Raw genomic sequence first — 12,351 nt, forward strand, 5'->3', positions numbered from 1 at the left:
GCGTTCACGGACTTCGGGGGAAAACTTGTTCTGCTTGCTCATAGTGGCTCCATTCTCTCAAAGGTTGGAGCCTCCGCAAAACCCGGGGCGATTCACTGATCCCAATAAAGCATAATGTTGCCGATCGGGATTTAAAGCATAAGTCTTCCGAATGGCAGTTTTATGCTTAACGGCACACCAACGGAAGACCGGTGGGTCATTTGCAACTGGTGGTGGGGCAGGAGTGAAAGTCGAACCACTCTTCCGTTGGCGTGCTGTCGTCTGCGCGTCACATCTAGCGGGAAGGGGTGTGTGCGGAAAGACTGCTATGCCCGTACACTCCCTTTAATCTTAAATTCGGTGAGTTCGTCCGTTGGCTTCATCATAGTTGCGAAGCCTAGCTCGGCAAGCCGATAAGACTTGGGCTTCCAGTGTTTCAAGGAGCGCCAAGTCGGTATGTGGCTGGATATTTGCCCAGCTTCCGGAGGGTCGGTTGCCTCGCAGCGAGTGGACATCGGGATCGAAGGCAACGACGAACCGGTCGGTTCTTGGATGGAATATTCTCATGCGCGCGGCGCCGGGAATAGTCTCTCCAATGTAGATTTCTCCGTCGATATGAAACTGATATGTCATGTTGCTTCCTTTTTAGCTCTTTGGCATCATGCCTGGGGAGCAAGTTGGAGTAAAAGGCCCATAAAAAATGCCCGCAATTGCGGGCGCTGTTGTTCCCACTGATTGCTTTGATAAGCCGCATCGTCTTTCCACCTTGTATGGGCCACAGGTTGGCATGGGCATTAGGCCCAACTCTTGATGCAATGTTTATTTTAAGTCGGAACTAAAAAACTGTCAACTCCGTGTTCGAGAAACAGCCCAAGGCATGCAACGACTTTCATCCGGCTGACTTATTGATCAGACTGTCCCTAAGGATGTCCAATCAAGCCGGATCGTCCTCGGCATCCTCAGCATCCCGAATGCGATGAAATTGCTGCTCGCAACTTGTACATTGCCAATCTGGATTGTCACTCGATAGACAGCAGCCACCCAGGACGAACGTTCCCGCTGCGGCGTCTTCGAAGGCGCTCGGGTCGGGTAAACCATAAGCGATCGCGACAACGGTAGCCCTGCCGCACTTTGGGCAGAAATTCGGTTTATCGGTGCTCTCTATTCGTATGGTTCCGTTCATGTATGCATTCCGGTTCCGTAGCAGAGACTGACTTCTAGAGTTGGATTAGGATCGATTATAGGGGCCAGGGAGAATTTATGGATAAAGGCTCTGTCGAGGTTGCGCCACATTGTTATATGTTATTTCCCAACGCCCGTGCCGACTGTACTGGTCAGCCAGGAAGTGTGGTAATCCCCACTTTTAACGGTGCCCAGAAGTAGCACCGTTATGCGGCCATGGCCAGCCGTTTTGGGGTGAGTGCTCTCCGCGTCGCATCTGGTGCCTGGAACCGCCTGCGGGCGGTTTTTTTGCCACTCGGTTCTCGGTCGCCCCATCCATGCAGTGACCAATCACAACCCTTCAGCCCGAAACCCGCATAAAACCTAGCCTTACCCTCGCGACCGCTCGCGAGCCCGGTAGAGAAAAACCGAGAACAGAGAGGCGGGAGAGGGCGAAAACGGGGCTGAGAACCCACCCACCGCTCGCGAGACGAAACCGCAAACCCCCGCCAACACTGGCGTTCCAGGCAAAAAAAATCCCAACCGATAAGGGTTGGGATTTGGTAACTTGGTGGCCTGGGGCGGAATCTAATTGAACCTCTATAGTTCACTATTCATGCGGGTTCCCAAATCTCGCGGGAGCGTGGGGGTACAAACCGGGGTACAACTCGGCGTATGGTGCAAAAAAGCGACAAAGTGGCCTGTGGTGATATTTCATGAGCCGTTTTGAGAGTCAAAAGCCGGCACTACACGTTTCGCCAAGCTCTTTCTCCCGCTGACCTCGCGGTAGCTACAACAGTGGGTGTTTCTCTGCCCGATGTTTGTTGTCATTTTTCGGACAGAGTCGATTGATGCAAGGTTTGAGCTAACTGGCCACGGTCTTGTTGCGTTCGATCAGTGCATGCACGCTTGCGGCTGTTATGCCGCTAGATCGCTTGCCTATCTTGATGAGTACCAGCTCCCCCTCATTGACCAAGCGATAGATCGTGGAACGTGACACGCCGAGCTTAGCTTCTGCCGTGTGGATCCGATAGAGAAGAGCCTCGTCAGGTTGCTTCGGGGCTTGCTTGCTGGGTGACGGGTAGCCGAAGATGCTGTTCGACAGTGCCTGTTCCTTCATTTGTTCCTCCGTTAGACCTTGGGAAGCACCCTGGAGACTCAGGATGCTTTCCAAAGCCGGCGCAACCAGCGCCGTGTTGTCCGACCCGCCAAGTTGCCTCGATGGGGGCCGGGTGCTTTCATCATTCTCAGCAGCGCCCGCCGCTGGCCCCGCTGTCGCGGTTCGGCGGGATGCTGGGAACTGCGGTCTTTGCCGCTGTCATCGACGGATTACGCGCCATCTATCGAATGTGGCCTGCACTTCGGCAGCGCCGGCGTCCGTGTGAACGGATCGTCACTCACACCTTCCAGTTCGCACCAGTCGCTACCGGCCCGGAAGAGGAATGATTTTTCACCTGCTTTACTCCTACCCAGGTGCACGTCACCCAGTACGAAGCTGGTGACACGGGTAGCCGCGCACTCGCACCGCTCAGATGGAGCAGGGCGCGGTATTTATCGGTGTTCTGTTGTTAAAGAGCAGGGTTGGTGTAATCATTACGTATCTACTACGCAGAGTCAATACAAATGTAATACTAAAAAGTCATATTGATAATGCGAATTCCCCTCGGACGGGAGAAAAATTTAGAAAGAGACACGCTGAGATCCGGATTGACTCGTCAAGGGACTGAGGCCCCGGAACTGGGTGGCTGTCGTTTTTTTGCAGAGTCGGGGGAAGAAACAGCGCGGCGCTTTATTGTCAGGTGGCGGACGTGGGGCCGTTGTCTTCTTTCTTGGTGTGCTTCGCCAACTTCATCTGAATGTAGTCGCCAATGTCTTCCCGCACATGTGCAGGAAGTTCCGCGACGACGCTACAGGGGGTACTAGGCCAGGGCCATTCTTCCTCAAACATTTCGCCCTTGCCAGTGACCAGCCATTCAGCCCTGATGTGCAGCGCTGCGGCGATCCATACGATGTGTCGCGAGGATTCGCTGCGGCCACCCTCAATATGCGCTATGGCACCTTGTGTAAGCGGCGTCTGGACAAGGTTGGCTAACGCTTCCTGCGTGAGGCCGCGTTTCGTGCGCGCGATGCGTAAGCGGTCGCCGATGGTGCTCATGCTGTGCAGTTTGCGGTGCGTTTTTTAGTAGAAAGATACATTATGACAGACCTTCGGTTCAAATTATGACCGGATATAAAAATAACTAACTAATAATCTTGAGGGTTGAAATGTCATTGTCGCGACATTGTGGCAGGTATTGGAACGCCGTGGAACGCAGGTTTACCATGCTTTGAAACCGTGGAGCATTTTTCGCACCTACCCCGGGGCACCACAGCTGCGATCATTCACAGCGGCCAGAAAGCCGGCGGCTAGCTTCGCCAGGTGTCGCTCGTTGCGTGCGGGGATATTGACTTTGCGTTTGCCGCCGCTATATAGAAGTAGCTGGGGTAGATGCTTGAGATATGCCGGAAGAAACAGAAGCTCGGTGATGGTTTGTGTGAGGATGACTGTGGGCATCAGCGGCGCAAACCGCAATGCTCAGGTTTGCTATTCACCCTTACGCGACTGTAGCCCGTCGCTGTACCGCCCAGGGCGCAAGACCGTGTCCTCGGCTCTCGGCTGCAGGCAACTAACCCTGGAAGGGTTGCTGTCCGTATAAGATCAACCTATGCTCCCCAAAGCCGGAAACGTCTTCAGAAGCCAGATCGCAAAACGCATTAGCTGTCCGCTCGCTACGGCGATGCCCATTAATACTAGGATCGCGCCCGTAATCAGCTGAATGTAACGACCCGTTCGACGTAGAGAGCTTAGGCGACGCATAAAAGGCGTCATGAAATATGCGGAAAGCAGGAACGGAACGCCTAAACCGGCTGCGTAGATTCCTAACAGAGCAGTCCCATGGCCTATGCTCTCAGATGTTGCGCTAAGAACCAGAATGCTGCCAAGCACGGGGCCAATGCAGGGCGTCCAGCCAAATCCAAAGGCGACTCCCAGAAGCAGAGCGGACCAGGGATTACCGCCTTTTGTGTCAGGGTCAAAACGGTAATAGCGCTGCGCCCACATCGGAACGCGCACAACGCCCATCACGGTCAGGCCCGCTAACGCTATGATGATACCGGCCGCAATATTGAGTTCGTAGCGATAGCTGAGGAAGAGGCGACCGATTGCCGTAATGCTAGCACCTAGAATCACGAATACCAGTGCGAACCCGAGAACAAAGCATGCACTGAGCCCGAACGCTCTCAATCGCTGTGAGCGCCCATCGTGAACAGGTGTCGTCGCAGATATGTTGCCGCCGGCGACATAAGATAGATACCCCGGAACCAGGGGCAAAACACACGGTGATAAGAACGATGCAATACCGGCGATAAATGCAGTCAGCATTCCGATCGTGGTAAGTTCAAGCATTGAAATATCCTAAAAACGACGTTTCTTATGATCGCAATGCGCCTTGCGCGTCAGCTTGTTTACGAGCCCTGTAAAGCTCTATCGATTAACGCTTCTACTTGCTCGCCGTCCCAAGCGGCGGGTCCCAACGCGCGACCTATTTCTCGACCGTTTCGATCAATGAGTAAAGTCGTTGGTACACCGGGGGCACGGAGTGAATTTGGAGCTTGTGCTGATGGATCAAAGTATCCACGCAAAGTCTCTATTCCGAACTCTTCGTAGAACGATTCGACCAAGGCCGTATCACGGTCAATCGACAAAGCCACAACTTCGAAGTCTGCGCCGCCCCGTTTGGCGTTTAGCCGGTCGAGTGAGGGCATTTCTTCTCGGCAAGGTGGGCACCAGGTAGCCCAAATGTTTAATAAAACGACTTTCCCTCGGAAGTCTGCCAAGCTGAGCGCTTTGTCTGCTTCGCCCTTGAAAGGCAGGGTTGGAAGATCTCGCGGTGTACTCCAGCGCATGAAGCGTTGATCGCCGATATCAATGGCGATGTTGAGAGTGCCCCCGGAGACTTTTCCTGTGGCATTCTCACGCTGGTAAGTAAACAAGAAAAATGCGATGGCGACCAATGAAGCAATCACTATCATCGTAAGAAAGAATATTTTCAAAGCACTTTTCATGATGGCTACTGTGCTGGGGTTGGAGTAGTTGTGTCGTGGTCTCTTTGATTGATCGCATGTTGGATGCTCTCGCTAATAGCGCGCGCCGCGTTCGAGTCCGGGGGAACCGCTCCAAGCACCTGCTGCCAGTAAGAGATGGCGCTGTCATAATCTCGCCGTTCTAATGCTGCAGCGCCTGCAAGTGTTAGTGCAAATGGGTCTTGGGGACTAAGGGCTAGCGCGAGTTCGAGCAATGTGGTGGGGTAGCCAGAGAAACCGTTAGGACTGTTTCGTGCCAAGGTTTCTGCGTACTCGGTGAGTGCGAGCGGATCGGCTTCAACTGCACTTCCTGCCTGCGCGAAAGCTTTCGCGGCTTCCTCATATCTCGAAAAATACCGATATGAGCGGGCAAGCATGAGCCACCCTTGCGGGTCGTCTGGATTCAGTGCGAGTCGTGCAGAAAGTGAATTCACCATTGCCTGAACATCAGCTTGTGTGATGCTGGGTGACGGCTGTGTAGGCGCCGGATTCATCGCAGCGGGGTTTCCTAGTTGAAGGTATAACAACATCGACGCCACGGGGAGAACGACCGCTACACCTAACGCAGCATATTTCCCATTGCGAGGCTGTTTTCCGCTTGTTACGACTGGTTTTGCCTCATCTAACACTCGACGTTGTAGATCTTGAACGGCTTCGCCATGATCCTTCGTCGACAATGTGCCGCTTTTACGATCTCTCTCGAGTTCGGCCAACTGATCACGAAGCACGGCCGAATTCACGACGTGGTGCTCAAGATGTGTCGTTGCGCGGGGCCCGCGCCATAGCACGCGGCCTAGCGGGAGCACGACGGCAAGAAGCACCAGTACAACCAGTACAGTAAAAATGAGGTTCATCAGGATTTCTCAGTGTCGGCAGATTGGGCTAGTAACGCACGTGCACGTTTGCGGTCTTCGGCGCTCAGCGGAGTATTAACGAGGCGGGCCTTGCGGCGGCGGAGTGCCATTATCAGTATCGTCAAGCCCAATAAGAACAGCAGCATCGGCCCGAACCAAAGCAACACCGTAGTGGCATTCATGGGCGGACGGTAGAGCACGAAATCCCCGTATCGTTCAACCATGTAGGTTCGGATCTCGTCATCGGTTCGGCCGGCTTGGATTAGCTCGCGGATCTGCTGACGGAGGTCGACGGCTAGTTCAGCCCTTGACGCTGCAATGGATTCGTTCTGACATACAAGGCAACGCAGCTCTTGCGCGATGTTGAACATCCGCTTCTCAGGGTCGACCGTCGTTGCGGAAGCCGGCATTGCAATCAAGAGAGATAAAATGGCAAACCACCAGTATTTCATTGCTGGAGCTCCCGAATTAGTGGCAGCAGCGTGTCGCGTACTGCGCTTTGTGTCACCGGCCCGATGTGCTTATGGCGAATCATTCCTTGCTTATCGATGACAAACGTTTCAGGGACTCCGTAGACGCCGAAATCGATTCCTACACGGCCACGCGTGTCCGACACAGAGAGCGTATATGAGTCTCCGTAGCGCGCGAGCCAGGCTATCGCCTCGTTGCGTACATCCTTGTAGTTCAAGCCTATGATTGGTACCACACCGGAGTCGGCTAGCTCCGAGATGACCGGATGTTCGTCAAGGCAAGCAGCACACCAGGATGCCCATACGTTTAGTAGCCAGACCTGGCCTTTCATCGAGTCAGAGGTAAAGACGTTTTCAGGCGACTTCAATTCGGGTAAAGAGAAGTTTGGAGCCGGTTTATCGATAAGAGGCGAGGGCAACTCACTTGGCTTCAACGTGAGTCCGACCGCAAGGAATGCCACCAGCACGATGAATCCCGCGAAGGGCCAAAACAAACGATTCACGACGTCGCTCCCTTCAATGCGACGGACGCATCACGCGCCTTCCGCTTCAGTCGGTAGCGGCGATCACTGATCGCTAACAACCCGCCTAGGGCCATCAAGAGACAACCGCCCCAAATCCAATCTACAAAGGGCTTGTAATACACGCGAACACTCCAGGCGCCGCCACCGAGCGGTTCTCCTAATGCCACGTACACATGACGAAGTCCGTTGGCGTCGATCGCAGCCTCGGTCATAGGCATGGCAGAGGATGCGTACGTTCGTTTTTCTGGATGCAGTAGGCCCATAGATGCTCCGTCGCGGAACATTTCGATGTCTCCCATGTCGGCGACATAATTTGGGCCTGGGACCTTGCGCACGCCTATGAATTTCAAGTCATACCCCCCGACCTGTACCGTTTGCCCCGGCGCCATGCTCACGTCTTCCTCAGTTTCGTAGCCCATTACGAGCGTGACACCGACAACAAAAACCGCTATGCCCAGGTGGGCGACGTGCATGCCGAGCCAACTGAGAGGCTGGGAGAACAAGCCGCTACGCGTCGCTTTCATGCGTTCGTAGATGCCAATGACGACGGCAACACCGATCCATGTCGCGAGTGACACGCCGAGGGCAACAAGCAGAGACCACCGTCCGAGCGCTAGCGGTACACCTATGCCGAATGCAACGGCGAGGAATGCGGGGATGTACAGACGTTTCAACATGGCTGGCAACTTGGCGGACTTCCAGTTCGCTATAGGGCCCACCGCCATAAGGAGTAATGCCGGCACCATGAGAGGTACAAAAATCGCGTTAAAGTAGGGCGGGCCAACGGATATTTTTCCAAGCCCCAGCGCGTCTATGAAGAGTGGATATAACGTACCGAGTAGTACGGATCCGGCAGCCACTGCCATCAGTACGTTGTTAACGAGCAAAAGGGATTCGCGCGAAATAAAATCAAACCGTCCGCCTAGACCAACTTTTGGCGCGCGGACCGCGTACAAGAGTAGTGACGCTCCCACCACTACAGCGAACAAGAGTAAGAGAAATACGCCTCGGCGGGGGTCTGTGGCAAAAGCGTGTACCGAGGTCAAGACGCCCGAACGCACTAAGAAAGCACCGAGCAGGGATAGCGAGAAAGTGCTAATGGCGAGCAGGACGGTCCAACTTTTGAAGCTATTGCGCTTTTCGGTGACGGCAAGGGAATGTATGAGGGCTGTACCCACCAACCATGGAATGAACGACGAGTTCTCGACTGGGTCCCAGAACCACCACCCGCCCCAGCCGAGCTCGTAGTATGCCCACCAACTTCCGACTGCGATACCGAGCGTAAGGAAGAGCCAAGCTGCAGTAGCCCATGGTCTTGACCAGCGAGCCCACGCCGCGTCGAGTCTTCCCGCCAGAAGTGCTGCGACCGCAAAAGCGAACACCACGGAAAATCCGACGTAACCCATGTAGAGCAATGGCGGATGAAAGATTAGGCCTATATCCTGTAGAAGTGGATTTAGATCAAGTCCTTCCAACGGAGCTGGCGTAAGGCGTTCAAATGGGTTTGATGTGAGCAGAACAAACAGCAGAAATCCAGCATTGACCAAGCCCAATACGCCCAGGACTCTGGCGACCATAGGCTCCGGCAACTGACGTGAAAGCATGCTGACCGCGCATGCCCAGCCGGTTTGCATCAGTACCCACAGCAAAAGCGAACCCTCATGGCCGCCCCAAACTGCGGCAATGCGGTAGAAGAGCGGCAACCGGGAGTTGGAATTCTCTGCGACATAGGCCACAGAGAAATCCTTGGTTATGAACGCCCAAGTCAGGCTTAGGAATGCCAGACTGACTAGGGCAAACTGGATACGCGCCGCAGGTCGTGCAAAAGCGATCCATGCCGCGTTCCCATTTGCCGCACCTGGCAAAGTCAACGCCCCTTGAGCACCCGCCACGAGTAGCGTCAAGATAAGGGTAAAGTGGCCAAATTCAGCAATCATGTCGGCTACAACCTCGTTCCTTCGGCGTTCTGGGTCGCCTGATCTAAAGCGTGCTGGGCTTCCCGCGGCATATAATTTTCATCGTGCTTTGCTAATACCTGCTCCGCTCGAAATTGGCCGTTGCCATCCAGCTTTCCCTGCGCTACAACACCTTTTCCTTCGCTGAATAAGTCAGGCAGTATCCCGGTATAAAGCACTGATACGGTTTGAACTGAATCCGTAACGACGAAATTTACTGTCAAGCCATCGCGCTGCACGCTGCCGGTCTGCACCATTCCACCAACTCGAAACGTGCGCTCTTTAGGGGCTTCTCCAGCAATGACCTGTGCAGGCGTGAAGAAAAATACCAGGTTGTCCTGAAAAGCATTCAGGACCAGCGCGGTCGCGATCCCTAAGGTAGCTATGCCGCCCCCGATAAGGGCAAACCGCTTATGTCGAGCTTTCATTGTTTTTCCTTTCAAAATCGGATTTCTCTGGCAACTTCGATATCGAGCGTTTCCGACGTCGGCTAAGCAGAGCGACTTCCACTACTAGAGCGATGAGCGTGACACTTAGTGAGCCCCATACGTATGGGGCATAGCCCCCCATCGCGAAGAATTCTGCGGCGCTATTCCACTTCATGGTTTTTTCTCATTCAATCGATGTACCCAGGTGCTATGACGTTCTCGTTCCAAAATGATGCATCGAGCGCGTATCAGTGCGACGCTGATTGTGTACATCCAAGCGGCCAAGGATACGAGCAGCATGGCAACGAGCATGATCGTTGCCATGGACGGGGCGCGCGTGAGGGATACGGACGCGCCTTGATGCAATGTGTTCCACCACTCGACCGAGAAATAGATAATGGGTATGTTGACTACACCGACTAAAGTCAGGAGTGCACCGGCTTTGTCAGCGCGGCGAGCGTTCTCAATGGCAGACTGAAGCGCCATAATCCCTATATAAAGAAACAGCAATATCAATTCAGATGTTAAGCGTGCGTCCCAGACCCACCACGTTCCCCACATCGGCTTGCCCCAAAGGGCGCCCGTCCATAAAGAGAGGAAGGTGAACATCGCGCCTGTCGGTGCGAGCGCGCGCGCCATCATGGCTGATAGTCTGCTGTTGAAGGCAAGGCCTACTGCTGCCCAGAATGCCATAACAAGGTATATGAACATGGACATCCACGAGACCGGCACATGGAGAAAAATAATGCGGTAGCCTTCACCCTGCTGCGCGTCTGTGGGTGCCAGGAAGAAACCGATATAAAGCCCCAAGGATCCTATCGCTATAGCCGCGAGCATGAACCATGGTGCCAAACGACCTGCCAGAGGGTAAAACGTGCTTGGCGTGGAATATTTGAACCAGTTAATCATTTATTGCCTTACTCCAACGCGATCCGTAATGCCATAGTTGTGGCCAAAGGTGAGAAGAACGCAGCCAGCGCCAAAGCCGCCGCTAACAATGAGAAATGGGATTCGGCTCCTAACCCTGCATTAACCGAGGCGACCGCTCCTGCACCGAAGATCAGTACTGGTACATAGAGCGGCAGAACCAATAACGCGATAAGTACGCCGCCACCCCTCAATCCGATCGTCAAGCTCGCGCCTATCGCCCCCAACAGGCTCAGTACTGGCGTACCTATCGCGAGGGAGGTGGCTAAGGTCAACAATGACGCGGGTGCGAGATCAAACTGCAACGCCAGCAACGGTGCGACGAATAGCAGAGGAACACCGGTAAGGATCCAGTGCGCAATTACCTTCCCTGTGACGAGCATTCCAAGGGGGGCTGTGGATAGCATGAGTTGCTCCAGCGTCCCATCAGCATGGTCCTCTTCGAAAAGCCTGTTGAGTGAAAGCATGCTTGCTAATAATGCAGCGACCCAAATGATCCCTGGTGCGATCTGTCTCAGCGTATCGCGCTCGGCACCTATACCGAGGGGAAATAAACTAACCACGATGACGAAAAAGAAGACCGGTGTAAGAGCGTCGGACTTACGACGCATCGCAAGACCTAAGTCGCGGCGAATCACCGCATATGTGGCCGCTAAACCAAGTGATTGCATCATGAGCCGATCCGCAACGTACGTATTGATCCGGCTACGGCCATCGGTAAGTGGCTGGTCCAAATCGCAGTGCCGCCTTCATTTAAATGCCGCGAAATCCTGTCGAGCACCCATTGCGCTGCCGCGTCATCAAGCGCAGTCAAAGGCTCATCGAGTATCCAGAAAGATCGTCGCAAATAGCACAGTCTGGCCAAACTTACCCGGCGTTTTTGGCCTTGAGAAAGCGCCCGCACCGGCAGGTCTGCAATTTCATACAAGCCGCTTTGCTTCAATGCCTCCTGAGCGATTGCGTTGCTGATAGGTTCGTCAGCTAATGCCGCTGCATAAACGAGATTCTCTATTGCGGTCAGGTCGTCTTTGAGGCCTATCAGGTGACCGCAATAAAGTAGCTTCCGTCGCAAATCGTCTCGAGCGAGTTGAATCGGTCTTCCGTTCCAGAGGATAGCTCCGCCGCAAGGGGGTGTGAGCCCCCCGAATACACGCAGCAGTGTTGTCTTTCCACTCCCATTCGGCCCTTGGACGAACAGGCCGGATCCACGTTCAACATGAACGTTCAGGTCATGGAATAGACGGCGCTCACCGCGCACGCAGGTCAGATTGATGGCTTCAAGCACGATCGTCCCCAATTCGCAACTTCGTTGCTCGCTGTACAAAAGCTTGCGGACACTAAGGGCAAGAATGCCGGCGCTGCCGTCAACCCTCAGTGCAGTTCGATAAGCTGGACAGAACTGGCACGGCGTACCATGCGTTTCAGGCCGAGAACCACGAAAGGGTCAAGATTGCGCGACAGTTTCACGCACGGCGTGCCAGCTCAGGCGAGAGGCAGCCACTGAGGGCGTTCGGGACGCTCGTTGAGCGCGCGCTGCTTCATGGCGACCTGCCGAAGGTCAGGACCAGAGTCGGAAGCGAGCGGCGGAGGGGGGGAATGTGAGGATGATAACAAAAACGCACAGGATGCATGACAGACATAGTCCGAATGCCCTGACATCTCCGACGAAGTGTCTGCCTTCTTCACTTCGTCGTAGGATGGCGCCTTCGTTTCCTGGAGGTTAAAACTACGGTCGTCCACATAGCCGACTGACGTTGGCGGACAATAGAAGTCGACTACCGCCCAGGAGGCCTGGAGCGGAAGCAACGAAAATATTATCAGCAAAATCAATCGTTTCATAATCGTTGACATTCTACAGGTTTGGGGCTATGCCTGCAAACCGGATAGGGGTGAAGCTGGGATCTTGGGCAGCCCTGACGCACCTTCGGCCG

At 54.3% G+C, this 12,351-nt stretch carries 13 protein-coding genes and 1 riboswitch; all 13 genes read right to left on the reverse strand.

What is annotated here, in order from left to right:
• Positions 1-700: 700 nt before the first annotated feature.
• A riboswitch (SAM-I-IV-variant riboswitch) is annotated at positions 701-798 on the reverse strand.
• Positions 799-2,005: 1,207 nt separating this feature from the next.
• The 13 genes from EV686_RS06920 to ccmA all read right to left on the reverse strand — a co-directional run bounded on the left by EV686_RS06920 (position 2,006) and on the right by ccmA (position 11,705).
• Positions 2,006-2,260 carry a helix-turn-helix transcriptional regulator gene (locus EV686_RS06920; protein ID WP_132474953.1) on the reverse strand — a complete coding sequence of 85 codons (255 nt, stop codon included), beginning with the start codon at positions 2,258-2,260 and terminating at the stop codon, positions 2,006-2,008.
• Positions 2,261-2,935: 675 nt separating this feature from the next.
• Entirely contained in the window at positions 2,936-3,295 is a 360-nt protein-coding gene (locus EV686_RS06925) for a helix-turn-helix domain-containing protein (RefSeq protein ID WP_132474955.1), read from the reverse strand.
• Positions 3,296-3,838: 543 nt separating this feature from the next.
• Positions 3,839-4,561 (reverse strand): cytochrome c biogenesis CcdA family protein, encoded by a 723-nt coding sequence (locus tag EV686_RS06930; protein ID WP_452447949.1) that lies wholly within the window; start codon positions 4,559-4,561, stop codon positions 3,839-3,841.
• A gap of 83 nt (positions 4,562-4,644) precedes the next feature.
• Entirely contained in the window at positions 4,645-5,244 is a 600-nt protein-coding gene (locus EV686_RS06935) for a TlpA family protein disulfide reductase (protein WP_243650785.1), read from the reverse strand.
• 5 nt (positions 5,245-5,249) lie between these two features.
• A complete protein-coding gene (gene ccmI / locus EV686_RS06940; RefSeq protein WP_132474958.1) occupies positions 5,250-6,116 on the reverse strand; it encodes a c-type cytochrome biogenesis protein CcmI in 867 nt (288 codons plus the stop codon).
• Positions 6,116-6,568 (reverse strand): cytochrome c-type biogenesis protein, encoded by a 453-nt coding sequence (locus tag EV686_RS06945; protein WP_132474960.1) that lies wholly within the window; start codon positions 6,566-6,568, stop codon positions 6,116-6,118. The genes ccmI and EV686_RS06945 overlap by 1 nt, the downstream gene beginning before the upstream one ends.
• Positions 6,565-7,089, reverse strand: coding sequence for a DsbE family thiol:disulfide interchange protein (locus EV686_RS06950; RefSeq protein WP_132474962.1), 525 nt, complete (start codon positions 7,087-7,089; stop codon positions 6,565-6,567). The genes EV686_RS06945 and EV686_RS06950 overlap by 4 nt, the downstream gene beginning before the upstream one ends.
• Positions 7,086-9,047, reverse strand: coding sequence for a heme lyase CcmF/NrfE family subunit (locus EV686_RS06955; protein ID WP_132474964.1), 1,962 nt, complete (start codon positions 9,045-9,047; stop codon positions 7,086-7,088). The genes EV686_RS06950 and EV686_RS06955 overlap by 4 nt, the downstream gene beginning before the upstream one ends.
• A gap of 5 nt (positions 9,048-9,052) precedes the next feature.
• Complete coding sequence (gene ccmE / locus EV686_RS06960) at positions 9,053-9,493, reverse strand: cytochrome c maturation protein CcmE (RefSeq protein ID WP_132474966.1); 441 nt, start codon at positions 9,491-9,493, stop codon at positions 9,053-9,055.
• Positions 9,477-9,668: a heme exporter protein CcmD gene (ccmD, locus tag EV686_RS18955; RefSeq protein ID WP_132474968.1), complete on the reverse strand. Its 192-nt coding sequence runs from the start codon at positions 9,666-9,668 to the stop codon at positions 9,477-9,479. The genes ccmE and ccmD overlap by 17 nt, the downstream gene beginning before the upstream one ends.
• Positions 9,665-10,402 carry a heme ABC transporter permease CcmC gene (ccmC, locus tag EV686_RS06970; RefSeq protein ID WP_132474970.1) on the reverse strand — a complete coding sequence of 246 codons (738 nt, stop codon included), beginning with the start codon at positions 10,400-10,402 and terminating at the stop codon, positions 9,665-9,667. Before ccmC ends, ccmD begins: the two co-directional genes overlap by 4 nt.
• An 8-nt stretch (positions 10,403-10,410) precedes the next feature.
• Positions 10,411-11,091 (reverse strand): heme exporter protein CcmB, encoded by a 681-nt coding sequence (gene ccmB, locus EV686_RS06975; protein ID WP_243650812.1) that lies wholly within the window; start codon positions 11,089-11,091, stop codon positions 10,411-10,413.
• The gene (gene ccmA, locus EV686_RS06980) at positions 11,091-11,705 is read right to left on the reverse strand and encodes a cytochrome c biogenesis heme-transporting ATPase CcmA (RefSeq protein ID WP_132474974.1); all 615 of its coding nucleotides are present in this window, start codon (positions 11,703-11,705) and stop codon (positions 11,091-11,093) included. Before ccmA ends, ccmB begins: the two co-directional genes overlap by 1 nt.
• Positions 11,706-12,351: the final 646 nt, after the last annotated feature.

This window comes from Paracandidimonas soli (assembly GCF_004342005.1).
GTDB classification, from domain to species: domain Bacteria; phylum Pseudomonadota; class Gammaproteobacteria; order Burkholderiales; family Burkholderiaceae_B; genus Paracandidimonas; species Paracandidimonas soli.

Coding starts and splice junctions, on each gene's coding strand:
- EV686_RS06920 (WP_132474953.1), bottom strand. CDS start 2,260: ATGAAGGAACAGGCACTGTCGAACAGCATCTTCGGCTACCCGTCACCC.
- EV686_RS06925 (WP_132474955.1), bottom strand. CDS start 3,295: ATGAGCACCATCGGCGACCGCTTACGCATCGCGCGCACGAAACGCGGC.
- EV686_RS06930 (WP_452447949.1), bottom strand. CDS start 4,561: ATGCTGACTGCATTTATCGCCGGTATTGCATCGTTCTTATCACCGTGT.
- EV686_RS06935 (WP_243650785.1), bottom strand. CDS start 5,244: ATGAAAAGTGCTTTGAAAATATTCTTTCTTACGATGATAGTGATTGCT.
- ccmI (WP_132474958.1), bottom strand. CDS start 6,116: ATGAACCTCATTTTTACTGTACTGGTTGTACTGGTGCTTCTTGCCGTC.
- EV686_RS06945 (WP_132474960.1), bottom strand. CDS start 6,568: ATGAAATACTGGTGGTTTGCCATTTTATCTCTCTTGATTGCAATGCCG.
- EV686_RS06955 (WP_132474964.1), bottom strand. CDS start 9,047: ATGATTGCTGAATTTGGCCACTTTACCCTTATCTTGACGCTACTCGTG.
- ccmE (WP_132474966.1), bottom strand. CDS start 9,493: ATGAAAGCTCGACATAAGCGGTTTGCCCTTATCGGGGGCGGCATAGCT.
- ccmD (WP_132474968.1), bottom strand. CDS start 9,668: ATGAAGTGGAATAGCGCCGCAGAATTCTTCGCGATGGGGGGCTATGCC.
- ccmC (WP_132474970.1), bottom strand. CDS start 10,402: ATGATTAACTGGTTCAAATATTCCACGCCAAGCACGTTTTACCCTCTG.
- ccmB (WP_243650812.1), bottom strand. CDS start 11,091: ATGCAATCACTTGGTTTAGCGGCCACATATGCGGTGATTCGCCGCGAC.